Source organism: Paenibacillus eucommiae (assembly GCF_017874215.1).
GTDB lineage: Bacteria > Bacillota > Bacilli > Paenibacillales > NBRC-103111 > Paenibacillus_AI > Paenibacillus_AI eucommiae.
In genome coordinates, this window is sequence record NZ_JAGGLB010000007.1 from 63708 (window position 1) to 90467 (window position 26760).

Consider the following 26760-nt stretch of genomic DNA (forward strand, 5'->3'; position numbering starts at 1 on the left):
TGCTACTGCTTGGCTTGTTGCTGTTGGCTATGCCTCATTAACCAAAAGGGCCGCCGCAACCTTCAGCTCTGCAGTTTTTTCCGATTCCGGCTTTTGTTCTCTCCGCTGCTCGCTCTTTTGCTTTTTCCGCTGTTCTTTCTCTTGCTTTTTCTTCTTTTCATTCTTCTTCTTTTCATTCTTTTTCTTCTTTTCCTTCTCCTTTTTCTTCTTCTCCTTCTTTTTCTTCTTCTGATTTTCCTTCTCTTCTTTTTTCTGCTCTTTCTCATCCTGTTGTCGTTCCTCAAGTTCTTTTTCTTGCTGTTGCCGTTGTTCTTCTTCCTGCTGTTGCCGCTGTTGCTGCTCTTCTTTCTCTTTCTCTTTCTCTTTCTCTTTCTCTTTTACTTGCTCCTTCTCTTGCTCTTTAACTTTCACTTTCTCTTCCTTCATCTGTTCCTTTTTCTGCTTCTCTTCCTGTTCCTGTTCCTTCTCTCGCTGCTTGAGCTGTTTAAGCTGTTTGTTTAGATAGGCCGCGTAGTAAATGGGATTCTCGAAGGTAGCTTGCCACTTTTCCTTCTCACCGGCACCCCGGAACGTAATCCGCAAGTCGCGGAAATTGACCTCTATAAGCCAGGGATGCTGTTGTTCATCCAGCGCGATGTCCAATCCGAGATCGGCAATGTGGGGGAGCTCTTTGTCGAGTGTTTTGGCAATCCGCAATCCCAGCTTCGCTATTTTCCGTTCGATTTTCCGTCCATCCCAGCCCCAGCTGCTGAACAAATCCGCGGCTTTTCGCGAACGTCCTCCACAATGTATATTTGTTACAATTGATCCTTTTTTAGCTATTTTCCCCACTGAGCCAACATACTTCCAGCGCCCTCTTCCATCCTTTTGCACCGATACCCGGAAATCGACCGGGTTCCCATCAAGCTTCATTAGCGAGATTCCCCGCTGTACCAGGTACCCCTGTTTCCGTTGTTTAACGATCCTAACAATCTGATCGATACTGACTTTTTTCAATTTAGTCCGCCCGAGTATATTCATTTCGGCCACTGTGTCATCGTTGATTTTACGAAAGCGAATGATGCCATTTCCGACTGATGATGTGCTTGGTTTGAGAAACAGACAGGCGTTCTGGTCCAGCAGCTCCTTCACCGAGCTGGATGACACGGCATCAGCCGCCGGAAGATGCGGAAGCAGCTTCTTGTTTGCCGCCAAAATATGATGGATCTTCAGCTTGGAAACGACATTGTGCTCGTTGAACATGATCCTGCCTCTGCCCTTCAGACGCTGGATCATTTTTTTTGCATAGTTCCGATTGGTCCTCATTCGATTAACAATCACAGAGGGCAGCGGCACTCTCAGCCGATCTGCCCTTCTACCTTTGCCTGCTGCAATTCCGTTCCAGCCGCGCACTGTCCCCTTTTGCCAATTAATATCCAAAGGTGAGAAAAAAATAACTTTTTCTTCGGCCTTGCGGGCGGCCTCCTTATAAAAGGCAGGCTTTTCAAAGCTGCCTTTTCCGTTCATTAACCGGCTTAGCACGGAAGGGTGATATAGGATTCCGATCATCGTCTTTCCTCCGCTCGCAATGAGTGATATCTGTTATATCATATGTCCCCCATTTTGCCGGGAAACTGGATATACGACTATCTTTTGCTCCCGTACAACCCGGTAATATAGCTCCACTCGGCAGCCATTCCTTCATCCAGCGATATGAGAGGATTATACCCCAGTTCCGTGCGGGCCAGAGAAATGTCGGCACGAGTAGCAAAGGGGTCACCTGGCTGTTCAGGCAAATAATGCAGCTGTAATTTTTTTCCTGACAGCTTCTCAATTTTGTGGACGATATCATTGACCGAGGCTGTCTCGACGCCGCCGATGTTAAAGACGTTCCCATGCTTTTTATAGTTCATCGCATTGATATTAGCTGCCACCACATCGCTAATGTAGGTGAAATCGCGTGTCTGCTCACCGTTCCCATACACCGTTAAAGGCTCCTCAAGCAAAGCCGCCTTCATAAAACGATGAAATCCCATATCAGGCCGCTGCCTTGGCCCATAAACAGTGAAATACCTCAACGCTGTGTAGGGCAGCCCATACTGTTTATGATAAATAGCACATATGTGCTCCCCAGCTAATTTGGTCAACCCATATGGAGAAATGGGCGTCGCGGGTGATTGCTCGGAGCTGTAGTGTCCAGAGCCACCGCCGTAAATGGAGGATGAGGAGGCGTAGACCAGTTTTTTTAACCTTGCCGATTGTTTGCAAGCTTCAGCTATTTCCTGAGTCAGCAGTATGTTGGCATGTAAGTAATCCTCAAAGGAAGAGCCCCAGCTGTTCCTCACACCTGCCAAACCTGCCAGATGGAACACAATATCCGCATCGGCGATAAGACGATTCAGGTCGATATTTAATAAATCCACGGCCTGCCATTGAAATTCCGGATGCACAAGGATGTTTTTCAAATTGTCTTCTTTGATGCTCCGATTCGAAGATGACTCTATATGGTCAACCCCTGTAACACTATGACCAAGCTGCAGCAGAGCCTCACTTAAATGCGATCCGATAAAGCCTGCTGCTCCAGTAATAATAATATTCATGTCGCCTTCCCCCTAGCAATGCCTACGTAATGCCATCCGTATTGGCGCATTTCCAAGGGATCAAGAAAATTCCGTCCATCAAATAAATAGGCAGATTCCGTTTTTCCCGCCCACTCTTGCCAAGGATAAGCGGCAAATTGCTTCCACGTAGTCGTTAGCAGAACCGCATGAACTCCAGTCACAGCCGCGTCTACCTCAGAGACTACCTGAACCTTCAGCTTACCCCGTTCATCGAACCCTTTGCTCCAATGAATTTGTTCCAGTGAGGTAATGGTTGGATCTATGACCCTGATTTCTTCTACACCCTTATCCAGCAATTGCTCAATCAGGCGAATGCCCGGAGATTCACGCTGATCATCCGTATCTTCCTTAAACGTGACGCCGAGTACGAGTACCCTCTTCCCCTTCAAGGGCAGCAGTGATTCTATCTTTTGGACAAACCAGCCGATCTGTGAATCATTAACGCGCTTGGCTTGCTTGAGCAGGTGCAAACTAAGCCCCTTTTCCCGGGCGAGATGAAGAAGCTCATCGACATCCTTGGGAAAGCAAGAACCGCCATAGCCGATACCGGCATACAAATGATGCGGTGAAATCCGCGGGTCCATGCCCATTCCAGCTGCAACCCCTTGAATATCCGCTCCCATCTGGTCGGCTAAACGGGCAATTTCATTGATGAATGAGATCTTGGTAGCTAAAAAGCCGTTCGAAGCATATTTAATCATCTCAGCCGTTTCGTAATTGCAAATGAAATACGTCGTCGGCAGTAAGGTATACAGCTGTCTGACCTTCTCAATCGCCAAACTGTTCTCCCCGCCAATCACTGTACGGGAAGGGTGCAGTGAATCATGGAGTGCTTCACCCTCACGTAAAAATTCAGGATTCGAGATCACCTCAACGGGATATTGATCCGTGTCGATTTTCGCGGCAAGCTGTTCCTGCATCCAACGGTTCGTGCCGATTGGCACCGTGCTTTTTGTCACAACAATTTTTGGAGCATTAATATGTGCAGCAATCACTTCAAGCACTTGTTCGAGATAAGTTAAATCAGCATTTCCGCTTGAAGTGGAGGGGGTACCTACGGATATCATTAAAATCTCACTTTGCTTGATAGCGCTGCTGCTATCCGAAGTAAAGACGATCCGCTGGCTGCTCAGCAGCTCCTGAAGCAATTCATCTAACCCGGGCTCGCTGAACGGCAGTATGCCCTGGTTTAACTTCCCTACTTTGGCGGTATCGACATCGTAGCCGATAACTTCATGACCAAGATTGGCCAAGACGAGCGCCGTCGTTGTGCCAACATATCCCGAACCAATGACGGTGATCTTCAAATCTGCTCTCCCCTTTCTTCCAGCCTCTCATGTGAATCTGGACGTGAATCTGGATATGAGTCTACAGGTGGTGTACCTATCTGCGATGCACCATACAGCTTCAACTTCGGATCTATTTGCAGATCTATCTGGGGATCAACAAATGAATCCTGATCTGATTCCCTACGTGATTCTTTGCGTGAATTTCGCTTGTCAGGATGCTTCGGATTCCAAGGTTGAACCTTGCGGTTTCCTTTCACCATGAAAACCGCCGATTTCCCGAAATCAATCGCAATCCGTCCCTGCTTCTCCGCAAGCTTCTGCGCCAATATGACCGCATTGACTCCCGCGGAAATAAAGACAAGATCACATTCCACCAGCTTCATTGCGCGCAGCACCTTTGGAATTTCTTGGAATCGGTCAATACAAATCGTTTTGACGATTTCAATGTCGAATTCCTCATATCTTTTGCCCAGCAATTTACTGAAGTCGTTGGCCCAACGGGAGATGACGACGACCCTTTTCCCCTTCAGCATCTCCCAAAATTGCAGATGCTCGACCATGTGACGATTTACAAACGTATGACAAACCTTTTCCGGGTTAATATTGAATTTTTTGAAGCAAGCATCCGTCAGAGGACGCAAATATCGGTGTTTGGCCAATATTTCTGTATCCTTGTGGTAAGGAATTCCCACAATATCCGCCTTTTTGATTGACTTGATCAATTGATCGCGGAGCTGGACATTGGGCAGACGGACACCTTTCCAATTCGTGCTGCGGGATAGCATCGCCCAGCGAGTGGAAAGCGTCCGGCGGATCGGCCATACTTTGTATTGGGTTAGGCAGATGTTTTCCCCGTCACCGACACGCACGATGGAAAGCGGCTTTTTCTCCTCCAGTGCCTTGGCGACTTCATCAATCACGTCCAACGTCGTTAACCAATTTTTCCGCTTCTCTGTGTCCACACGCTTCCCTCGCTATTCATCTTTTGATTAGCCTGCCTACTTTAAGCCGGCCTTTAACCCATTTGAATTTTGGTTTATACTTATTTCCCCATCGTTTTAATGCCTTTTTGTACAAATAACGGGTCACACTCGCGTATTTATCCCGATTTTCTATTCTCGAATTATTTTTTTTGTGCTTCAGGCGGTTGTACAGCACCCGGTTGATCCATTTAAATGAGTAGCGTCCAGCCAGCTTGAGCAGAATTTGTCTGTCCTCGGCAAAGCGGCCTCCTTGCGGCACCCTTGTCGACCAGCCGCCAACCTTGCGCAGAGCCTTTGTCCGGTAGAAACGGGGATATACCATCGGATGATACGTAATGAAATCATATTTGCCGTGGATCTGACGCTTTCTTTTTGTATTTACATATTTGGCCTTCCCTTTTCTTCTTGCCTTCCACACCTTGTCATTTGCATACACGACTGCAGTTTTCGTCCCGGCTTTTTCCATCCGTCTCAAACTGGCTTCAAGCGTGTCCGGCTCATACCAATCATCTGCATCAAGCTGTGAAAAGTAAGTCGTATCCACTAATGCCAAGGCATGGTTCAATGTATAGCACACACCTCTGTTCTTCTTTTGCCGGACATAACGGATTCTGGGATCATGTAAATAAGGTTTGATAATCGCCTTCGTATTGTCCTGCGAACCGTCATCAATAATTAACAGCTTCCATCTGCCTGTCGTTTGCCGCAATACACTTTTAATTCCCCGGGTTATGAATTTCGCCCTGTTATAGGTCGGGATCACTACGGTAACCAGCGGAGACTGGGAGCCCCCGTTCGCGGAATGGACTCTTACCATTTCGCCTTTATCCATGATCATTTCCCCTTTCTGATTAATTCTTTATATATAGCTTCCAAGCTTCTGACCTGCTTCGCTGAATTGAACTGGTTTTCCACCTTTTCGCGTCCTTTGCTCCCCATTTCCTTCCAAAGAGACGGATGCTCAATCAAATATTTGAGCTTCTTTGCCAGCATGTCGACGTTTTTTTCCGGTACCAATAAGCCTTCCTGTCCATCCGTGACCAGCTCGGGAATACCTCCGTGACGTGTCGATACGATAGGGAGACCTATGGCCATTGCTTCTTTAATAGCGTTAGGAATGCCTTCATGATTCCCATCATTGGTCGTTACACTTGGCAGGCAAAATATATCTGCCCGGTTCAACAACCCGGAGAGTTGATGATGTGCCACCAGCCCTGTCAATCTGACGCATTTGTTTAGCTTTAACGCTGAAATACGCCGCTTTAAATTACCCCGCTCATCTCCATCTCCTACAATAATTAAACGGACGGAAGGGTGCTTGGCATGTACTTTCTTAAAAGCATGCAGCAAATAACGGAAGCCTTTCTTTTTATGCAGGCGTCCGACGGCGATGATCGTTATATGCCCAGTTTTGCTTTCCCGCGGCACATAGGCAAATTTTTTCAAATCAATGCCACTGTACATAACTCTAATTTTGTGCCCGGGACACCCCCAACGGATCAGCTGCTTTTCCATTTGCCTCGACGGAACCGTGAATATGTCACCAATTCGGAATAACATCGGAAGCTTTCGTTGGTAAGTATTGTGCCTGCTTCTTTTGGCCGGTAAATCAAATCCATGGAAGGAGGTGACCATAGGAATACGAAGCCGCCGTTTCACTCCCATCAGATTAACTCCCGCGTTTCCAAAACGAGCGTGGATTAGTCTGATCTTTTTTTCCTTGAACTTTCGGGCAATATGCGTGGGTTTGTGTGGCAATCTTTTTATTCGGGAAAAAGGAAAACGATTCAAATTCATTTTTTTACGGGTAAACACGATCGGCTCGAAGCTTTTAATATTTTTCAGTTCTTCATAAATAAAAGTTTCAGACGGAGGAAGATAGCGTAAGCGGACAAAAGCTATTTTTTTCAACAAAGTCCCTCCTATTCTCGATTAATGTTGTGGCTTGAAGTCATGATCGTACACATATAGCGCTTTTTCCTTTTCCTGTTTGATCCACTCCTTTAGTTCCGGGGCGCTCATTTTTTTATATTTTTTTTTACGAAGCATCCGTTCGAAAATATGTGGAAACAACAAATCCATGTACACTAGTTGTCTGACTTCCGTGGGAAACGGATTGATGTTCTCATACGTCTTCATCATGCCGCGGAACATTTTCCCTTCAAACGGGTTTTGCTTGGTGTACATGCTGAAAATACGCAGCAAATCTTTGGATGGAAGATCGTACCGGACATCCTCAAAATCGATCAGCACTCCCACATCTTTCTGGAAAATAAGGTTCATATGATGAAAGTCTCCGTGCACTAAGCTTTTGGCGGAATCCAGCCCGTCCATGTAGTTCTGATAGTGACTTGTATGCAGACTCTCCAGTGCCTTTTGGGCCATTTTTTGAAAAAAGGGGAGATGGCGGCTGATGATCACAGCTTTCCTGTTATTTGAACCTTTATGCTTGCTGTGCCAGCTTTTTAACGATTTTAACCGCTGTTTGTAGTCTTGCTCCCAAGGGAGGTGGGAATAGATCTGCACTTCATTGGGGTAATCCAGTCCGCGGGAAGCACGATGAAACCGGGCCATCACCTGCACCATAGATTCCAGAGCGTCCCTGTCCCGCAGTTGCCTGCTCTTACCGTCAATCCATTCGTAGAGGACATATGGAACCTTGTCGAAGATCATATATAGTTCCCCTTGCAAAGACGGTATGGGGCGAGCCAGTTTCACGCCTTTTTCAGCCAGCAGCTGCTCGGATTTGACGATAAACAACTGCCGTTCAGGTGTTATATAGAGGCTCTTCACAATTTTTTTCTTACCTTCATCCGTCTTTATAAGAGCAACAAAGCTTGAATTTTTAATATGCTTAATTACTTTCCAAGTTTTGATTTTGAACCCGTAAAGTTGTTCTATGCTTCGTAATAACCGATCCATTGCTTCCCGCTCCTTTCTTCCTTGTCCGCTCTCCCCTTCAGAATATGCAATTTCATGTAAAAATCTTGGGCAACGGAGCTCTTTTTTCTTAAATTACCCGCCCTATCAACGATCGTCCATACATCCTGGTGCAAACGATCATAGATTAAAAGGATAAACATACCAAAGCTGAGGGAGGAATACGTTCTGAACAACATCGCTGTCATACGATCCGTTTTTTTGCCGATCAGTGAAACTTTTATTTACGGCGAGATCAAGCAAATGAAGCGCTATAAGCCTTATATTTTTTGCGGGAAACAAAGAAATACAAATTCTTTTCCATGCGAAAATGTAAGAATCGATCACGGGCATCACCAGTTGAACAGACTGCTGCGGAAAGGCTTTTTCCAGCTGATCCACGCCCGGTTCGGCACCTCAGGCATTCGGATGCTCCCACTGAAAGAAAAGTGGAGCGTTCCGCTCGTCACTTCTTTTCACGGCTGTGATTCACCAGGCACCGATAGAATGAGAAAGCACAAAAAATCGCTGCAGCGGCTGTTTGCTATCGGAGAATGCTTTACCGTTCCTTGTCAGGCTATGAAGCGCGAATTAATGAAGCATGGCTGCCCGGAAGATAAAATTACGGTGCAGTACAGCGGAATTGATCTCGATCAATTTACCTACAAAGAAAGGTCTTTTCCGGAAGAGGGTCCGTTGAACATTATTTATGTCGGCAGGATGGTGGAAAAGAAGGGGGCTGAGTTACTGCTTAAAGCTTTTCAACGCCTCCAGCAGACCATTCCGCAAGCCCGCCTCACCCTGGTCGGGGAAGGTGCATTAAAAAATAAATTGCAGAAGTTAAGTAAAAAACTGCGCATCGATAAGCATGTCGAATTTAAGGGGGCGCTTTCCCACCAAGAGGTCGTCAAGCAATTGGAACGGTCACATATATTTTGCCTTCCGAGCATGGAGGACCGGACAGGAAATCAGGAAGGTATTCCCAATGCCATCAAAGAGGCCATGGCCTGCGGGCTTCCGGTTGTATCCACTTTTCACTCCGGAATTCCGGAATTAATTGAAGATGGCCGAACCGGGCATCTCGTAGCCGAAAAAGACGTGAATGGGCTTGTCCGCAAGCTGATCGATTTGATCCGGCAGCCTGAAACATGGAGTGAGCTTGGGAGGAATGCCCGGGCGAAAATCGAAGCTGACTTCAACCGGAATGTCCAGACGGAGAAATTGGAGCGGCTGTTCGATCACGTCATCCAGGAGCACGAAAAAAAGGAAAGTGAGCGACCTTTCTTCAGCGTCATCATTCCCACCTATAACCGCGAACGCTTTATCGGAAAAACAATTAAAAGTGTGCTGCAGCAAACATGCACGGATTATGAAATTATCGTTGTTGATGACGGCTCAACAGACCACACCGCAAAAATAATCAACTCCTTTGGTTCGCAAGTCCGATATGTGTATCAGAAGAACAGCGGACCTTCAGTGGCAAGAAATACGGGGATCCGTTTGGCAAAAGGGAAATACATCGCTTTTCTAGACTCTGACGATCTTTTTCTGCCTCATAAATTGGAGAAAAATAAAAAATTTTTGGAATCCAATCCAAACTGTCAATTTTTATACAGCTGGTACTATGAGGCTAGAAGGGGAAAGAAAAAGAGACTCGTTAGTAACATCAAAAAAATTACAAATATTAACGAATTCCGGTTTCATTTGTACAGGCGAAAATTCACGATCCGAACCTCAACGGCTGTTATCCACCATAGCTGCTTTGATACAACCGGACTTTTCAACTCCAAATACCGTTATTCCCAAGATTGGGATATATGGCTTCGTCTAGCAAGCCGTTACCGCGGATACTGTCAAAAAACACCCTTGGTCGTTTACCGCAGACATCACCGCAAGGAAATACCAGCCGCTGGCCGTCACCCTAAAATCAGAAAAACCGCCTATGACTTATATCAATGGAACAAGGCTACCTTGAACTCGCTCGATAGAAAATATGGAAATCATCGCACCTATGGCCAGCAAAGAAAAGGCATGTATAACCGGCCTTAAGATGATATCAACAAGGAGGAACCATCTGTGAAACAAACGAACTCTGCTATTCTGCATCATAAGTACTCGTTGGAAGATGGCCATGTAACTCCGCAAATTAACGGAATCGACGGATACCGTGGAGTTATGATGACTCGTAAATCAAAAGAGAAACGGCTCCACTCCCCGTTTTCAAACGTTCTCTCCGTAGATGCAATCAAACAAAACCCAGATCTTTTGAAGCAATCCAACGTGGTTGGCATTCATATTCATCACGGTTCTTTGGCACCGAAATTTCTGTTTCTTAAAGAGAAGTACGGACTTCCTATGTTTGTCGGCTTTCGTGGTAATGATGCCACCGCTTATCCGAAAAAGAAGCAAAATCTGTTAAAGCTGAAAAAGCTTTTTCGGAGCGCTGATATGTTTTTCCCGGTATGTGAGCATCTCAAACGAAAAATCATCAAATTGGGCTGTCCGGAGGATAAGATTCGTGTCTTGTACGGAGGCGTTGACTTGGACCGCTTTAAATCCAGGTCCCGCAAAGTAAGCGGGAAAGAAAAAATCCGATTTTTGGCGATCGGCCGCTTCGTTGAGAAAAAAGGATTTGGCGACCTGATCCGTGCTTTTGCAGACGTAAAGAAGCGGCACTCCAATATTAAATTAACATTAGTCGGGCAAGGCCCGAGTGAAGCCGAATACCGCAAACTGATTAAAAAATTGCAGCTTGGCAGCAGCGTTCAAATCATTCCATGGGTCAATTACCGGAAAATCCAGGATAAATACTACCGTTCCCATGTTTTCTGCGCCCCAAGCTGCACCAGCAAGGATGGAAACCAGGAAGGCATTCCGAACACGCTCAAAGAAGCGATGGCTACGGGAATGCCCGTGATTTCAACGACCCATGCCGGAATCCCGGAGCTGGTCAAAAACAAGATATCAGGCCTGCTCGTGCCTGAAAGATCCGTGAATCAGTTGGCTAAAGCCATGAACTGGTTAATAAACAACCCCAAAAGCTGGGCCAAACTGGGGGAAAACGCCCGAAAAAAAGTGGAATCCGACTTTAATATGGCTTTGCAATTGAAAAAACAAAAGAAATACTATGATGAAATTTTGAAGCACAAGTAATGTGAGAGGACGCCTTTTGGCGTCCTTTTGAGGTGCATGTTCATGACGTGGGTGCCAGGGGGAGGGAATGGATGTGGGCTCCAGCCACTGTTATGCTAAAGTACAAATGTATCTTTTTTGCCCCCGATGGCAGGTTAGACTCTGATAAGGATGCCCAACTGGTGTCATTCTCTACATTTTATCGCTGTGAAGTACTTTTCAAGAAAAGGCCGTGATTTCTACTTAGGAGAAATCATGGCCTAATTAATGAACTTTACTGGGAAGAACATGTTCTTGGTAGAAGAGCAATCCCATAGCAGCCCCCCACCGCTCCCGAATCCGCAAATTGTGCACGTGTTTCAGTTAACGATGTTTTTGATCGTTAAAGTGAATGTTTTCAGGCAAGCAGCCACTTTAATGATGATTTTCATCGCTATATGAGTACGGATCGTCTCTTTGGGTGGTAAAAAGGGATTTTAACGATGTTTTTCATTGTTAAAGTAAGGTTGTGGAGACGCCCCATGCTTTTAGCGATGAAAAACATCGCTAACTAGCAGCTCTTCATCCCCCAGCGCCTTTGCCCGCTTGGAAATCTCCTCTACTCAAGAGAAAAACCCTTGCTGGCTGTCCGTTTGAGCTTGGTGTTCGTGCGATTTGCAGTTGGAAGAGGGAATGGGTGTGGGAGGAAGAGCGATAGCGTCCGCCTTTAAAGATTTGTTCCAACCCTTTATATTCAATTCAGGGAACAAATCTTTAACAGCGGCTGGAGCCCACACCCATTCGCTCCACACACGCCTCCGTAACGAACACGATCCTCAAAAAGACGCCGCAAGGCGTCTTTTGAGGTTGTAGTTATCGTGGAAAGTAGATCTGTGAATGATCGCCTACCCACAACTGAATGCATTGGGGCTGCTGCGATTTGCCAATCATTTTCACTTCTCCACCAATCAAGCTTTCATCGATCCGATGAGGTATGCAGTCCAGCAAGGTATTCTCCATCACAATACTATTCTCAAGCTCACAGTTGTAGATGGATACATGGTTCGAAATCGAAGAATAGGGACCAATATAAGAATTTTCAATAATAGCATGTTCTCCTATAATAACCGGTCCACGGATGACACTGTTAATAATACGGGCATGTTCTCCGATAACCACTGAGTTGGAAATACTAGACTCCTGATCGACGGTTCCTTTTATAGAGATTCTGTCAAGCTTCTGTAAAAAATATTGATTGCAAGTAATCAAATCTTTAGGGAGTCCCGTATCCTTCCACCAATAAGGAGAACGAAAAACACCCAGCTGGTAATGATCATCGATCAGTTGTTGAATGGCATCGGTTAATTCATATTCACCACGTGCTGAAGGATGAATTTTGGAAATCGCTCCAAACAGTGTATGCCGAAACAAATAAACCCCATTAATTGCCAAATTGCTTGGCGGATTTTTCGGCTTTTCCACTACCTTTTCAATTTTCTCTCCATCCAGTTGAACGACACCGAATCGTTCAGGAGCCTCCACACTGCTGACGGACACCAGCCCATCCAGATTTTCCGTCTGGAACTTGTGAATCAGAGGCAGCAGCGAGCCGTCAATCACATTATCACCCAAGTATAAAAGAAAGTCATCTTGTTGAATAAAAGGCTCCGCCGCTCGAACGGCATCGGCCAGCCCTTTTGGTTCTTGCTGTTCGATCAATGAAATGGCTATGTTCCACGGTGCTCCACCCTGCAAGGCTTCATCAAACACTTTGCGATAGCTGGGAGAAACAACTACGGCAATTTCTTTAATGCCAGCCTGGATCATCGCTTCGATTCCATAGAAAAGAACCGGTTTATTCATCAATGGCAATAAATGCTTGGGTCGGGAAAACGTCAGGGGGCGCAAACGAGAGCCTACTCCTCCGCATAAAATCAAGCCTTTCAAATAAAAAACCTCCCACTATAGAGTAATCCCTTCTCTTTTTGCAAGCACAATGTCTTCTTATCACTGTATGGAGACAGGTTTCCAGTTGGCACGGTACTTATCTTGGGAGGGTGCATGATTTCGTGCATTTTTTAGCTTTTATGCTTTTGGGTTCCCTTTGTGTGCTATTTGAAGGCGATGTTGAATTGGGGCAAAGAGAATTTGGGATAGCAATGAATGGTATTCGGGTGGTATTGATGTGATACTGGTGTTAGTGCTGATGTTGGTACTGATGTGTTATTGATATGGTATGGGGTAGGTTTAGGGTGGCATTCGAATGGCAATTGGTTGATGTTAGGCTAGAATTGGGTGATGCCCATACTTAGGTGGTATTAGGGGTGTTAGGCTTTCTTAGGGATGAACTTGGGATGAGGATGCTTGGACCGGTTTTCAGAAAAAAACGCCCTGCGGCATCACTAATGTTGCACTTTAAAGCACCAGCTTGTATAGATTGCAGGCACTTAACTGATGTTCAATTCTCGTTGCGAATCACTTCAAGTAGGGAAATCGCATCGACAAGATGATTGTCAAAAATCTGTTTAGCTACAGTTAACAAGTCCTTAATCAACGGATCCCTTAACGAGTAAATAACAGATGTCCCATCTTTAATGCCATAAACTACGCTTTTATTTCTGAGAACGGCCAGCTGCTGGGAAACGGCAGAGCCTTCCGAGCCCAAGATGGCTTGCAGCTCATTGACATTCTTGTCCCCTTCGCTCAGCACTTCAAGAATTCGAATCCGCATCGGATGTGCCAGCGCCTTGAAAAATTCGGCTTTAAATTGTTGTATATTTTGATTCATGGTTTAAGCCCCTTAGTCATAACATTTGAATATATGAATATGATAGCACAGTTTCATAAACGAATAAAAGACAATTATAGCTTGGCAATTGTAAAGCTCAGTGTAGATGAAGTATAATACCTTATATATTCAAATAATTGAATATTTGATTTTTACACAATAAATACTAAAGGAAAGGAGTGGATGCTAATGCCAGGCTTTACACCTAGCAGCAAGCTGAAGAGAAATTCACAGTCCCTTCTGGAGCCAATGCCTACTCCTGCTTTGCAAAAAGTCAGCAAATCGATGGTTATTGAGTCAGGCCTTCATTTTTTAAAAGAAGCTGGAACGGATCAGATTTGCCGGGTATGTATTCGAAATGGCGGTTCCTGCTGCAACGGCTGCCGACATCTCTCGAACGGCTTTGGCTGTCAACTCCGGAATACAAGCTGTACGGCTTGGCTATGTGGGTTTCTTAAATTTGTTTTGTATGAAATGGAGCTTTTAGAGGGATGGAATGAATTTTGGGAGCAGGTGCCTGGGCAGGATTACCGGGAAGATTTCACTCCTGATTTTTTTACAACACATACATCATTATCAGCCTGTGACACCCGACTGGTCAGTGAAGCCCTCGCTGCTGATTTGCAGGAGCTGGCCGAAGGACATATTGCGATTGGCTTCATTCTTACTCTGAGAGAAAAAATAGATAAAAACATGGACCAATTACTTGTACACCGGCATGACAAGGAGAAAATAAGCAAAATAAAAAGGAACATCCGATTGTTATCGAGCCCCTTTTATCGTTTCCATAAAGCATGCGCCGCATACAAACAGCAGCAGAAGCAACAGTTGCAGCAATAGCTACAGCATTAAAGTAATAAAAGCTTTAACAAACTATAAAGTGAACTGCGGGTGATCAAGCTCATACAGCTTCCGATACCGGCTTGACTCGCTCATTAGCTGCTCATGTGTTCCGTGCATCGTTACAGCCCCGTTTTCCATGAAAACAACCTCGTCCATGAGCTCTGCGCCAAACAGGTGATGAGTGACCCAGATCAGGGTTTTTCCTTCCAGCACCCGGAACATCGTAGCCAGCAGCTCCCTTTCCGTTACCGGGTCGAGGCCTGTCGTCGGTTCATCCAGCAATACAACAGGAGTATCCTGCAAAAGGATGCGCGCCAGAGCAATCCGCTGCCGTTCACCTCCGGAAAACCGCTGTCCTGTCTCCTCTACCCTTGTATCATAGCCATCCGGAAGCTGGGCAATCAGTCCCCCCAGCTGGGCAAGCTCAGCTGCTTGATGTATATCTGCTTCTGTAGCTGCCGTCCTGCCCAAGCGTATATTGTTCGCAACCGTTGTATTGAACAAATGAGGCTTTTGGTTGAGTACAGAGAAGATTTCGGGTATCCTCTCCCCCCATGTGTAGGCGGGTTGTCCATTCACCTCAGCCTGGCCCTCCTCAGGTACCAGCGCCCCCTGAATCAAATTCAGCAGGCTCGATTTCCCTGCCCCGCTGCGGCCAATTAGGGCAATCCGTTTGCCTTGGGGAATATCCAAAGAGACTTTGCTAACACTGCTGCTCTCCGCCCCTTCGTAGCTGTAGCTCACATCCTGGAGACGAATGTGCACTTGCTGAATCTTTTGCTCTTGATGCACCACTTGGCCGGTCTGTAACGGTTTATTTGAAGAAGTTCCGGAAGAAGTTCCTGATGAAGTTCCTGAGACTGAAGCAGCCGCTTCAACCTGCTCCAATCTTCTGAAAGATTCCTTGTAGGCAGGAACCTGGTCTACAGCCTCCGCTGCCGATGTGAAAACATCCATGAGCGGGAATACAACCAAAGCACATGCTGCAATATAGGTCATAGCCAGATTGCCTGCCTCTGCCTGAGCACCTGCCCAGCAAACTGTGAATACAACTGCGATTGCCGCCACATTTTGCGTAAAAAAGTTCCTCCAGCTTTGCCAGCTGCTCAGTGATCTCTCCACACGCATGACATGGCCTTCTGCTTCATCATACACCTCGTGAAACCGGGATGAACGACCGCTGACAGCCCAATCCCGCATACCGAACAGAGCATCGGTGAGCTGCTGATACAGCAATCTTTTTCCACGCTTCAATTGCAGCTGTTTGGCCGAAACAATCCATAATGAAACCATAGGCACTATAAATAACAGAATCCCGATATACAAGGCCATCCAGAGAGCAAACGCCCCGTCAAAACGACCCAATACCGCGATACCCGCAGCATAAATGACGACAGCCGTAACAATCGGCAGAACGGTACGCAAATATATATTTTGCAGCTGCTCGATATCCTCGGACAACAGCCCCAACATATCGCCTGTGCGAAAGCGGGAACGAATAAAGACAGCCTGAGGCTCCAGCGCATGGTAAAGCCTGACGCGCATGCTGGATAAAATACGCAGTGCCGTATCATGTCCAACCAGTCTCTGCAAATATTGCATCACCGCTTTACTGAAACCGAATGCGCGTACAAGGACGATTGGTATATACACCATCAATATATTTTCGGGGCGCATAGCCGATTTAGAAATCAAATACCCAGATGTAAACAGCAGCGCTGCAGCACAAAGAACGGCAATGCCACCCAGCAAGGCGGCTATCGCAAACCTTCCCAAGTGACGACGAATATAAGGGATGAACCAGCCTTCTCCTACTCGCATCCTATTCGCACTCCTTTCGCTTGTGCAGCAAACAGCTCATAATATATGCCCCGCTGGGCAAGCAGCTGCTCATGTGTGCCCCATTCCGCAAGATTTCCCTCATGCATCACCAGAATATGATCCATTTCTGGCATCCAGTGCAGACGGTGGGTTGCCAGCACAATCCGCCTGTCAGCAAAAAGGTCCAGCATAGTCCGCTTTAATTCCAGCTCTGTTTCAATATCCAGATGTGAGGTTGGTTCGTCAAGCAGGACAAGCGGCCTGCTGCCAAGGAAAGCTCTGGCCAGAGCCACACGCTGCGCCTGCCCGCCACTAAGCGTCCGCCCGCCGTCGCCGATCATTTCATCGCATCCGTTGGGGAGACTTTGCGCAAGCTCCCATAACCCGGCCGCACGGATCGCCGCTTCTACCTCCTGCTGCGAGGCCTCCGGCTCGTAGAACCGGACATTGTCAGCCAGCGACAGGCTGAACAGATGCGGGTGCTGCGGAATATAAGCGATCTTCCGCTGCCATGCAGCCTTGTTCGACGGCCCCAGAATACTGCCGTTAATGCTTACACCGCCAGTCGAGGGAGCAATAAATCCGCCGATTACATCGATCAAGGTCGACTTGCCGGCACCACTCTCTCCGACGATGCCAATCTTTCGTGCCCCCTTAAGCTGGGCAGTCACGTCTCTTACAAGAGGGCGGCTCTCCGCTTCCCCGTTCACTTGAATCGAACATAACCCAATCGGATCGTCTACCGACCAATTCGTTATAGAAGCCGGAAGCTCTTGAGTTTCTTGAGACTCTTGAAGCTCTTGAGGCTCAGACTTTGCGGCTGCAGTCCCAGTCACTGTTGCAGTTGCCGCTTCATCGATAATCGACTGAATCGCCAGCCCTGCCTCCTTGCCATTCAAGGTCGCATGGTAATCGGAGCCTACCATCCGCACCGGAAGAAAATATTCCGGGGCTAATATAAGCACAAGAAGCGCTGCTTCCAGCCCGATCCCACCGTTCACCAAACGAAGTCCCAAGCTGACGGCTACAGAAGCTACCGAAAGCATCGTAAAAAAATCAAGTGCAAACGAAGACAGGAAAGCCACACGAAGCGTGCGCATCGTGGCTGAGCGGTACTTCGTGCTTACCTGTTCGATCGTGGTGCCATGACTGCGGCTGCGTCCCAGAAATCGGAGCGTCTCCAGTCCGCGCAGCGAATCGGTAAAATGATTGGCAAGAATCCGGTACGATTTCCATTGCTTATCCATCTGCTTGCGTGCTGCCAAGCCAAGCAATATCATAAACCCGATCAGGATCGGCATCGTGACAATCAAGATAACTCCGGCGACCACATCCTGCATAAGCACAAAGCCAAGCACCATGACCGGAATAACAGCTGTACCAACCCCACGGGGAACGATCAGCTCCAGGTAAGTACGGAACTGGGCAGCGCCCTCCAGCGCCAGCGTCACCAGATTGCCTGCGCCATGCTTACCTGTGAAGCGGGGTCCCAGTTCAAACAAACGCTTGAGAAGCTTTTTGCGCAGGGAAATGCTCGTTGCCTCAGCAAACCGGCCAGCTATCGTTTGTTGAAACCGGACGGAGAGCTGACGAACTATAAAGGCACCAACAAATAACAGCAGCGGCCCGGTAATATCGGAAACTGCCTGACCGGCAAACAGGGCGCTGATAGCTTGAGCCAGGCCTAGAGCCTGGCCAATAACAGCTGCTCCCTGCACGAGAGCAAGCAGGGCGATGAGCAAGATCGTCGGCTTGCTTCCCTCATAGCCGAACAGTTCTTTGCCCATCAGTATTCCAGATGGTCATCTTCGTGTACCCGCTTGTGAAAGACGAAATAGCTCCAGGCTTGGTATCCCAGCACAAAGGGAAGCAGGGTCACCGCCACGATCGTCATCACCTTCAGCGAATACGGATTAGAGGCCGCATTGTAAAGCGTCAAATTGAATGCACTATCAATAGAGCTAATCATGACTCTCGGGAACATGCCGATAAATATGGAAGCAACGGATATAATAATCATAGCGCCTGTCATTCCGAACGCCCAAGCATCCTTTTTCAGCTTCATAAAATAGCCGGAAAGAACAAATGCGATAATACCGGCAACCGTCATAATCGATAACACTATACCTCTAACTTCAAATACATCGGTCATCAGGTAAGTCATAACACCGAAGATGACCATGAGTACAGCCAATAACGGCAGCAGCCTTCTCGCCATTACCCGCGCCCGTTCCCGCAAATCGCCATATGTTCTTAGCGTCGTGAACGTTAAGCCGTGCAGCAGGCAAAGAATAACGACGACAATTCCGCCTGTAACCGTGTAGACATTGACTATATCCGTAAATCCGGCATTCATTTCCATGCTCGCATCGATGGGCAGTCCTTTCAGCAGCGCTGAAAAAACGACACCGAACAAAAACGGAGGCAGCAAACTGCCAAAGAAAATCGCCAGGTCCCATGTTTTTTTCCATAGTACCCCGTCTGCCTTGCCTCTAAATTCGAAGGCGACACCCCGCCCGATGAGCGCCAGCAGAACGACTACAAGGGGTGTATAGAAGCCGCTGAACAAAGTAGCATACCAGTGAGGGAATGCAGCGAACATCGCACCTCCGGCCGTGATCAGCCATACCTCATTAGCATCCCAGAACGGACCGATCGAGTTGATCAGCACCCGGCGTTCACCATCACTTTTTGCCAGCAGCTTTGTAGACATGCCAACACCGAAGTCAAAGCCTTCCAGAAAAAAGAAACCTACGAACAAAAGCGCGACAAGCAGAAACCAAACCTCATTTAATGATAGCATCGTGAGACACCTCCTGATCGAAAGGATCTTCTGACTTAGGCTCGGCCTTTTCTTCATGTTCACTGCCTGGGCCTTGTTTAGCAACACGTACAAACAGAAAGATCAATATAAAGAGAAGAATAAGGTAAATGGTCGAAAAAGATATTAATGAAAACCAAACCTGCCCTGTAGTTACGTTAGGTGAAACGGAGTCCTCTGTCCGCAGAAGTCCAAAAACGGTCCACGGCTGACGGCCCATTTCCGTCATAATCCAGCCCGCGGTATTAGAGATGAACGGCAGCGATATCGCTGCAACCATCATGCGCCAGAACCACTTGTTCGCCAGATCCAATTTCTTTCTCATCGTCAGATAAACGCCATACATCGCCAGGAAAATCATCCCCATGCCACCGGCGATCATAATACGGAAACTCCAGAACGTCGTCCGGACAGGAGGGATATAATTTCCCGGACCGTAAGTCTGCTCATACTCCGCCTGCAGCTCCTTCATGCCTGGAACCGAACCAGAGAACTTGCTGTAGGATAGAACACTGAGCATATAAGGGATTTTAAATTCAAACCCATTTTCCTGCTTGTCAGGATCGATGGTGGCAAACACGGTCCAAGGTGCTGGGTCATCACTAGTTTCCCAGAGCGCTTCACTGGCTGCCATCTTCATCGGTTGCGTATGAACCAGGTACTCAGCCTGCTGGTGGCCAAACAGCGCAACAGCGATGGAAGAGATCAGGCCCACAATGATACTGATTTGAAATGATTTTTTGAAAAAAACAACATCCTTACGTTTCAGCAGCTTATAAGCGCTAATCCCGGCAATCAGGAAGGCTCCAGTCAAAAACGCTGCGAACACCGTATGCGGAAATTCCCACAACAGCTGCCCATTGGTCAGTAAAGCGAATACGTCAGTCATTTCTGCACGTCCGTTATTGATCTCAAAGCCAACAGGACGCTGCATAAACGAGTTAGCCGCCAAAATCCATAATGCCGAAAGCGTAGTTCCAATCGCTACCAGCCACATGGAGGCCAAATGCATTCTTTTAGATAGCCTATCCCAACCAAAAATCCATAAACCTATAAATGTAGATTCGAGGAAAAAGGCAAGCAGTGCTTCAATCGCAAGCGGTGCTCCAAAGACGTCCCCGACAAAGCGCGAGAAGTCTGACCAATTCATCCCAAATTGAAATTCCTGCAGAATGCCTGTTACGACGCCAACGGCGAAGTTAATCAATAAGAATTTGCCCCAAAACTGGGCCATTCTTTTGTAAATTTCATCTCCCTTTCTTACATACAAGGTCTCCATGATGGCGACAAGAAGCGTCAGTCCAATGGATAACGGAACAAAGATGTAATGAAAGATAGTGGTTGTAGCAAACTGAAGACGCGCGAGATCAACAATGTCCATGATTCCGACTCCTTCCTTCTTTAGCAAAATATAAGCTGTACCGGAATTCCAAGCATCAAATAGAGCGAGTTAATGAACTAGCGATTTACGGATAAGTGAATAAGTGAATAATTGAATTAGCGAATTAGCAATTAACAAATTCAAGAGTTGTGAAAAAATTCACAAATAAGACTAACTTAGTCCGTATTTCCTCACCGTAAGCTTCTAATTCCATAGCGGGATCCTTTCGCTTCTGGATATTTAGAACCATTCGGAGATTCCTTTCCGGTTACCTTTATTATATCAAGTTATGAGACTTTTGCATGGCTCAAAAGGGTTACAGCGATGAACACATTGTGAATTGTACATGAACAGCTTGTGAACGAGAGTGATTTAGGGTGACTCGGGGTGATTTAGAAGCAATATTTATCGCCTCTTCCAAGGCTGATTTCGGAGCTTGCCGGGAGCATTAATCAGCGGAAGGCAGCAGTATACCCGCCAATGATGCTTGCGGCCTGCCGGCCGCCGCTCACCCCATGACCAGGAGTACATCGTCAATTTTTTTACTGTGTGACAATATCCCGTAATTCATCCAGCTAAGGAAATCCACTTCGTATACACATTGATTCCTTACAGCACGAAGTCCTTTCCACAGCGGGGTGTCTAAAAGCTCTCTACCTTCCCCTTCTTCCTTGTCAAATGTAATGAACAAATGATCAGCATCTAAACGGGAGAGCGATTCCGGAGACAATGCGACCCGATTGACACCCGCAGCTAATTGCATCACAAGCGGATGCGGCTCCAAAGCAAGATCCTTGTACAGCACAGGTCCCGTGTAACCCCGCTCAGGACCGCCATAAAGCGTAACAGAGCTTGCAGAAATACGCAGGCAGGCGACTGTCTGTCCTTTGGCTGCCTTCTTAAGAATTTTTTTGGCCTCATCAGCTTTACGCTCATAACGGCTTATCACGACTTCAGCCGCTTCTGTTTTTCCAAGTAAATCAGCAGCCTTGCGCAGCTTTAACCGCCAGTCTTGAGTCAGACTCGGCATTTTGAATGTTGGAGCGAGCTCGTCGCAGCGTCCCAGACTCCACCGTTGAAAACCGTCAGCCAGCAAAATGAATTCCGGCTTGTGAACAGCCAGAGCAGACCAATCACCTACCGTAACGTCAAATACGGGAACTTCCTCCATCCCCAGATAATCCTGCTTCCCCCATAATGCATGCGAAAACTGCACAACAGGCGTTATGCCCAGCGCCACCATATAATCTTCAAGAAACGGTGCAAAAATCCGCGGATTCTCCCGATGGTTGCGCCGGTACTGCCCGGGAGAAATGCCAACAGCTTGTTTAAACCTGCGGTTAAAATAATATTCGCTGTTAAAGCCCACTCGCTGGGAAATATCGAAAAGCCTGTCATCAGTCATCAGCAGCAGTTGCTTCGAACGCTCAACCCTTACACCATTGACATAATCGAGCGGGATCTGGCCCGTCATTTCCTTGAACGCCTTCGTATACTTCCAGCGGCCAACCTCTACTAAGCCTGCCAGCTGTTCAACCGTCAATTTCTCCGGATAATGCTCCCGTACATACGCAATTGATCGTTCCACAGCGCGGCGCACATCGCCTTCGCTCTCAGGTATAAGATTTTGCTGCAAAATCAGCACTATAAGCTCTTCGAATCGGATATGATTTTGCAAAGCCATAATAGGATCAGGGTTATCATAGTGACTATAAATCGCTTCAATTAAATCAATATATCGGGAAAAGGGCGTGCATGTAACCTCGCCTTGACATGGAAATAAGCTGTTCTCTAGAATGGAAGACACAGCGGCGGAAGTATCAGACTTCCCTGGCATCAACTGCTCAAAGCTCAGATGGTAGAAGGAAAGACCCTGCATACCCGGATAAATCACACAGGTTAAGCCAGGGGGAACAATAAAGCATTTTCCCCGTTCCAGTACCGAATCCGTTTCCCCAACAGCTATCCGGCCTTTTCCGCCTGTCACTGCTAGCAGTGAATATGCACCTGCTGCTTTATTATTTGTACTGCATTCGTGTAACTGTGTGGCATATTGTATATCCGCCAACACATACAACATAGGTCGGCTTTTTGTCGGCCTGGCTGTCAACTCCTTCATTCTTTTTCCCCCTACTGAGAATTATTATCGTTCGTTCAATTGTATAGCAAAAAAGAAAGCTCTTCAACCACTGTTGAAAAGCTTTCTTGCTAATAAGATACTATGCTGCTATTCATCGATAGAGAAATGCTATCTGTACTGGAAAGCTACTTGAAAAGGTACTTGAAAAGGTACTTGAAAAGTTACTTGACCATTGCTTTTAAAATATCATCGACCTTCATCAAATTTGCCTGAAAGGCGCCCGACTGCCAGTGTGATCTTTCCATAACATACACATGTCCATTCTTCACTGCAGGCAAGGACTTCCATAGTGGGCCTTCCAACATTTGAATAGCCTCTTTATTTTCTTCCGAAGTCCATGTTCCATTTGAAGGAAACAGAATAATATGATCGGCATCCAGCTCCGGAATGACTTCCTCTGACAGAATTGCTTGATATTCTTTCATATTTTTGGCCATCGAATGGGGTTCCAAACCTAACTCTTTATATAAAATGGAACCCGTGAATCTATTTTCAATACCAAAGAGCGCTAATGTTTTATCGCCAGTATTCAAACGAATGACTGCCACGGTTTCCCTGCCAACGGCTTTCTCCAGCTTCTCTTTCGCATCAGCTACCGTGTCATGGTACTTTTTCAGTGCACTTTCCGCCTTCTCCGGTATTCCAAGCAGATCGGCAATTGTTTTGAGAATTTGTGGTGAATCCGTCAACATTCCTTCCGGCAAACGATAAGTAGGAGCTACCTTGGAATACATCTCGTATTTTGCAGCGTCCGCACCGCCGTCAACAATGATGAGATCCGGATTTTGTTCCAGCAGAGCCTCGATACTTCCAGAAATATCAAACGTAGGAGCATCCAGTCCCAAATAATCCTGCTTACCCCAGTTTGGATGATACCACTGCACAACTGGCTTCACTTCCAGCATCGCCAGATAATCCTCCAAATAGATGGCAGCAACCCGCTGCGGATTCACCGGAATTTCAACGTCTCCGAATTCATCCTTTACGATTCTTGTTTTGGCCTGCTGCTGAGCAGTCTCCTCTTTTTTCACATCACTACTTACTTGTGGTGAAGCCGTTTCTGCTGTCTCCCCTTTTGACCCGCACCCCGCCAAACCAATCATCATAACCAAAAGCACAGCCGCCCATACGGCCATTCGAACCGATCTTACCATTGTTCCACTCACTCCTATGCATTTTCTTTACTGCGATTTTCATGATAATGGCATGACTGTAACCATGATCAAGATCACGACCACGACCATGATTATTACCATGATTATGATTCTCATTTTCATTACAATGTGATCATTATAGGACATCGGCATTGTTTTTCCAATGCACGATCTCTCGATATTTCTTACACAAACTCGTTACTTAGGTCGATAAGGGAACTTTTGGCGTCCTTTGGGGCACACGTACTTGACCTGAGTGCGTAAGGAGGTAAGGGGTGTGGGCTCCAGCCGCTGTTAAAGATTTGTTCCATTGAATGAAATGGGTGAGGAGGTGGGAACAAATCTTTAAAGGCGGACGCTATCGCTCTTCCTCCCACACCCCTTACCTCTCTTTAGCTACAATCGCACGAACACCACGCTCAAACGGACAACCAACAAGTTTTTTTCTCTTGGCTAGAGGAGATTTCATAGATTTCCTAGTTGGCGCAGGCTCTGGGGGGGCTGGGGATGAAGGAGTTGTTACTTTAACGATGTTTTTCATCGTTAAAAGTACCAGGCGACTCCACAACCTTACTTTAACAATGAAAAACATCGCTAACTCAAGCACACACTCATTTCGAGGGAGGCGGGCTGCTACTGTCGTTCTTCCTCACACATCCCTTCCCGGATCTATCAGCTGCAAATCGCCCAAACATGCCACGCGCAAACGTATTACCAGCAGCCGTTGCTTTCCTTTGCTTTCCTGAGGCAAAGGGATAGTGACGATAAAAATCCGAGCCCCATCACTGAGACCCGGATTCCCTAACATTATATTTTTGTCGCTTGAATCGAAAAAAGCATGGGGATGGAGTCACCCTCTTTTAATTTCCACCAGCCATCCTCCGTTTGAATCATAGCTCCAGGAAACTTCTCGTACATGCAGAATGGAAATTCGTGAATATAATTGATTTTCAGACCAGCATCTACCAAAGCATTGACGATTTTGCTCAGGGGATGCAGCCATTCGTAGGTTACTTTATTATTCAGTTTTATCTCGCTCTCCACATAGGATGAGTCCGACTCGAACTTCATAGCGTCAGCATCGAAATATGAGTATGTCATTTTCAGTTGCCCCTCCACCACTTCGAAAATATCAGCCAACGGATGCTGCTCCGCGATATAGAAAATTCCACCAGGCTTCAGCATTTCATATATAATCTGCGCCCAACGGGTCAAATCAGGCAGCCAGCACAAGACGCCGTAGGAAGTGTACACGACATCAAAAATTTCACTTGGCAGTTCTTGCGGAATATCATATACATCGGAACAAACAAAGCGGGCATCCAGCTGCAAAGTTTCGTTTAACGAACGGGCCAGTTGAATGGCTTGATCGGAGAAATCGACCCCAGTCACCTTGACACCCCTCCTAGCCCAAGATAAGGTATCTTGCCCAAAGTGGCACTGCAAATGCAGCATCGACTTACCCGACAAATCCCCAAGTTCATTCAGCTCTACCGATAATAGAGACGACCTTCCAGATATAAAAGTATCCAGATCGTAAAATGAGGATTTTTCATGGAGCTTCGTCCGGTCATTCCAATTTTTTTGATTTTCTTTTCTATAGCTATCCATTGTGCTTTCCTTCTTTCCTGTCAATTTAAGTTTACTATTCAAACCCAGACCGGAATAACAAAAAGGACCGCAGAGAAAATCCCTACAGTCCCATTATGATAAAACCCGTTCAGGTCAAGGGAGGAGAGTTTCTCGTCGCATTGTAAGATTTAAGATTTGTATAGGCCAAAATGAACAGACGTATCCCGTCGACAAATTTAACATGAACGATGCCAAATAATGCCACTGGCAACTGGCTGATACGAATAAGTCCTGCACTGCGATTCATCTCCTACCTCACCTCCTCACCTTATCTTTATCCCAGTCGCCGCGTAGCGCCTATCTTCCCCAAATTAATCTTCAATAAAGTCAATGTCGTTATCCCGGCACCACTCTTTTGCTTTTTCCTTGTAGCCTTCTTCTTTATAACTATACCACTCAGCATCTATGTCTAGATCTGCAATCTTATCCTTGAATCTTCGAAAAGCTCCTTTTCCTTGAATGGCCTGTAACAATGCATCCTGATGGCGCTGATTCTTAAGGGAATAGCAGAAGTTCTCCATCATATCGTATTCATTAATATCAAACCTGGTTGGCAGCTCAATATAGTTATCAAAGTCCTCTACAACATCTACAGCTATCTTCATATTTTCTTGCTGCCAATCCCGCAAATGTTCGAACGTCGCACCCTCCTCGGAGTCCTCTGCAGTGCGAAGATCATGCTGATAAACCGATACTACTTCTCCTGTTTTTAGACTTAAATATGTATTATATTCCTCTATTTGCATGTCCATTCCATCAACGATGTCCTGAAGCTTTGCTTTAATTTTCATTTTTCATCCCTCCTCAGATTATTAATAAAATTCGATATTCGCCTTAGTCTAGTTTCAGCTTTCTTGGCATGGCCGATAGATTCAACCATTTCTTTTTGCTTTGTATAGGATAACTTCAGGAATGCCTGCTCAAGCTTATGGGCTTGCAGCTCTTCCTGCAAATCCGCAGGAATTTCTACAATTCGCGCTTCTTCATCCTTGTTTAATCTCACTTGAATGCGATCTCCCGGACGTTTGCCCAGCTGTTCCCTAACTTTTTTAGTTATGCCCAGACAGTGATGGTCCAGCCCCATTTTTGCTAATGATCCTCTGTACTCCACTTCCCCATCAAATATAGCTTTTATTTTAACTTGTCCTTTGGCTCCGAACTCCTTCTGGACATCGTAAGGAAATGTAATGTAAGCCGCATCCATGTCGTCATGTTTTAGAATTTCTGCTTCGAAGCTATAGACCTTCAACCAGGGCCCTTCCTTTCCATCCTAAAAAT

At 46.4% G+C, this 26760-nt stretch carries 22 protein-coding genes; 3 read left to right on the forward strand and 19 right to left on the reverse strand.

Features of this window, described 5'->3' with window-relative positions; all coding sequences use genetic code 11:
• Window positions 1-27 precede the first annotated feature (27 nt).
• From J2Z66_RS12425 to J2Z66_RS12455, 7 genes are all read right to left on the reverse strand, one after another.
• On the reverse strand, window positions 28-1548 hold the full coding sequence (locus J2Z66_RS12425; RefSeq protein WP_209971730.1) for a YheC/YheD family endospore coat-associated protein: 1521 nt from the start codon (window positions 1546-1548) through the stop codon (window positions 28-30).
• Window positions 1549-1625: 77 nt separating this feature from the next.
• Window positions 1626-2579, reverse strand: a complete 954-nt coding sequence (locus tag J2Z66_RS12430) for an NAD-dependent epimerase/dehydratase family protein (RefSeq protein ID WP_209971731.1) — start codon at window positions 2577-2579, stop codon at window positions 1626-1628.
• Window positions 2576-3907: a UDP-glucose dehydrogenase family protein gene (locus tag J2Z66_RS12435; protein WP_209971732.1), complete on the reverse strand. Its 1332-nt coding sequence runs from the start codon at window positions 3905-3907 to the stop codon at window positions 2576-2578. The genes J2Z66_RS12430 and J2Z66_RS12435 overlap by 4 nt, the downstream gene beginning before the upstream one ends.
• Window positions 3904-4851, reverse strand: a complete 948-nt coding sequence (locus J2Z66_RS12440; protein ID WP_209971733.1) for a GT-D fold domain-containing protein — start codon at window positions 4849-4851, stop codon at window positions 3904-3906. Before J2Z66_RS12440 ends, J2Z66_RS12435 begins: the two co-directional genes overlap by 4 nt.
• Window positions 4852-4867: 16 nt before the next feature.
• A complete protein-coding gene (locus tag J2Z66_RS12445) occupies window positions 4868-5704 on the reverse strand; it encodes a glycosyltransferase family 2 protein (protein WP_209971734.1) in 837 nt (278 codons plus the stop codon).
• A 2-nt stretch (window positions 5705-5706) separates the two neighbouring features.
• Window positions 5707-6783 (reverse strand): glycosyltransferase, encoded by a 1077-nt coding sequence (locus tag J2Z66_RS12450; RefSeq protein WP_209971735.1) that lies wholly within the window; start codon window positions 6781-6783, stop codon window positions 5707-5709.
• 21 nt (window positions 6784-6804) lie between these two features.
• A complete protein-coding gene (locus J2Z66_RS12455) occupies window positions 6805-7794 on the reverse strand; it encodes a CotS family spore coat protein (RefSeq protein ID WP_209971736.1) in 990 nt (329 codons plus the stop codon).
• Between the two features lie 261 nt (window positions 7795-8055).
• Here J2Z66_RS12455 and J2Z66_RS12460 point away from each other — a divergent pair, with 261 nt between their 5' ends.
• Both J2Z66_RS12460 and J2Z66_RS12465 read left to right on the forward strand, forming a co-directional pair.
• Window positions 8056-9840 (forward strand): glycosyltransferase, encoded by a 1785-nt coding sequence (locus J2Z66_RS12460; protein ID WP_209971737.1) that lies wholly within the window; start codon window positions 8056-8058, stop codon window positions 9838-9840.
• 27 nt (window positions 9841-9867) lie between these two features.
• Window positions 9868-10944, forward strand: a complete 1077-nt coding sequence (locus J2Z66_RS12465) for a glycosyltransferase (RefSeq protein ID WP_209971738.1) — start codon at window positions 9868-9870, stop codon at window positions 10942-10944.
• 831 nt (window positions 10945-11775) lie between these two features.
• Here J2Z66_RS12465 and J2Z66_RS12470 read toward each other — a convergent pair.
• A complete protein-coding gene (locus J2Z66_RS12470) occupies window positions 11776-12849 on the reverse strand; it encodes a glucose-1-phosphate thymidylyltransferase (RefSeq protein ID WP_209971739.1) in 1074 nt (357 codons plus the stop codon).
• Window positions 12850-13360: 511 nt separating this feature from the next.
• Window positions 13361-13690 (reverse strand): ArsR/SmtB family transcription factor, encoded by a 330-nt coding sequence (locus tag J2Z66_RS12475; protein ID WP_209971740.1) that lies wholly within the window; start codon window positions 13688-13690, stop codon window positions 13361-13363.
• Between the two features lie 189 nt (window positions 13691-13879).
• Here J2Z66_RS12475 and J2Z66_RS12480 point away from each other — a divergent pair, with 189 nt between their 5' ends.
• Window positions 13880-14530 carry a hypothetical protein gene (locus tag J2Z66_RS12480; protein ID WP_209971741.1) on the forward strand — a complete coding sequence of 217 codons (651 nt, stop codon included), beginning with the start codon at window positions 13880-13882 and terminating at the stop codon, window positions 14528-14530.
• Window positions 14531-14563: 33 nt separating this feature from the next.
• Here J2Z66_RS12480 and cydC read toward each other — a convergent pair whose 3' ends face one another.
• The 10 genes from cydC to J2Z66_RS12530 form a co-directional block, all read right to left on the reverse strand.
• A complete protein-coding gene (gene cydC, locus J2Z66_RS12485) occupies window positions 14564-16354 on the reverse strand; it encodes a thiol reductant ABC exporter subunit CydC (protein WP_209971742.1) in 1791 nt (596 codons plus the stop codon).
• Window positions 16345-18141, reverse strand: coding sequence for a thiol reductant ABC exporter subunit CydD (gene cydD, locus J2Z66_RS12490; protein WP_209971743.1), 1797 nt, complete (start codon window positions 18139-18141; stop codon window positions 16345-16347). Before cydD ends, cydC begins: the two co-directional genes overlap by 10 nt.
• Complete coding sequence (gene cydB / locus J2Z66_RS12495; protein ID WP_209971744.1) at window positions 18141-19157, reverse strand: cytochrome d ubiquinol oxidase subunit II; 1017 nt, start codon at window positions 19155-19157, stop codon at window positions 18141-18143. Before cydB ends, cydD begins: the two co-directional genes overlap by 1 nt.
• Entirely contained in the window at window positions 19141-20556 is a 1416-nt protein-coding gene (locus J2Z66_RS12500) for a cytochrome ubiquinol oxidase subunit I (protein WP_209971745.1), read from the reverse strand. The genes cydB and J2Z66_RS12500 overlap by 17 nt, the downstream gene beginning before the upstream one ends.
• 508 nt (window positions 20557-21064) lie before the next feature.
• A complete protein-coding gene (locus J2Z66_RS12505; RefSeq protein ID WP_209971746.1) occupies window positions 21065-22675 on the reverse strand; it encodes an AraC family transcriptional regulator in 1611 nt (536 codons plus the stop codon).
• A 182-nt stretch (window positions 22676-22857) separates the two neighbouring features.
• The gene (locus tag J2Z66_RS12510; RefSeq protein WP_209971747.1) at window positions 22858-23850 is read right to left on the reverse strand and encodes an ABC transporter substrate-binding protein; all 993 of its coding nucleotides are present in this window, start codon (window positions 23848-23850) and stop codon (window positions 22858-22860) included.
• An 807-nt stretch (window positions 23851-24657) separates the two neighbouring features.
• Window positions 24658-25461: a class I SAM-dependent methyltransferase gene (locus tag J2Z66_RS12515; RefSeq protein WP_209971748.1), complete on the reverse strand. Its 804-nt coding sequence runs from the start codon at window positions 25459-25461 to the stop codon at window positions 24658-24660.
• 109 nt (window positions 25462-25570) lie between these two features.
• The gene (locus J2Z66_RS12520; protein WP_209971749.1) at window positions 25571-25729 is read right to left on the reverse strand and encodes a hypothetical protein; all 159 of its coding nucleotides are present in this window, start codon (window positions 25727-25729) and stop codon (window positions 25571-25573) included.
• A 64-nt stretch (window positions 25730-25793) separates the two neighbouring features.
• Window positions 25794-26273: a UPF0158 family protein gene (locus J2Z66_RS12525; RefSeq protein WP_209971750.1), complete on the reverse strand. Its 480-nt coding sequence runs from the start codon at window positions 26271-26273 to the stop codon at window positions 25794-25796.
• Complete coding sequence (locus J2Z66_RS12530) at window positions 26270-26731, reverse strand: YdeI/OmpD-associated family protein (RefSeq protein ID WP_209971751.1); 462 nt, start codon at window positions 26729-26731, stop codon at window positions 26270-26272. The genes J2Z66_RS12525 and J2Z66_RS12530 overlap by 4 nt, the downstream gene beginning before the upstream one ends.
• Between the last annotated feature and the right edge of the window lie 29 nt (window positions 26732-26760).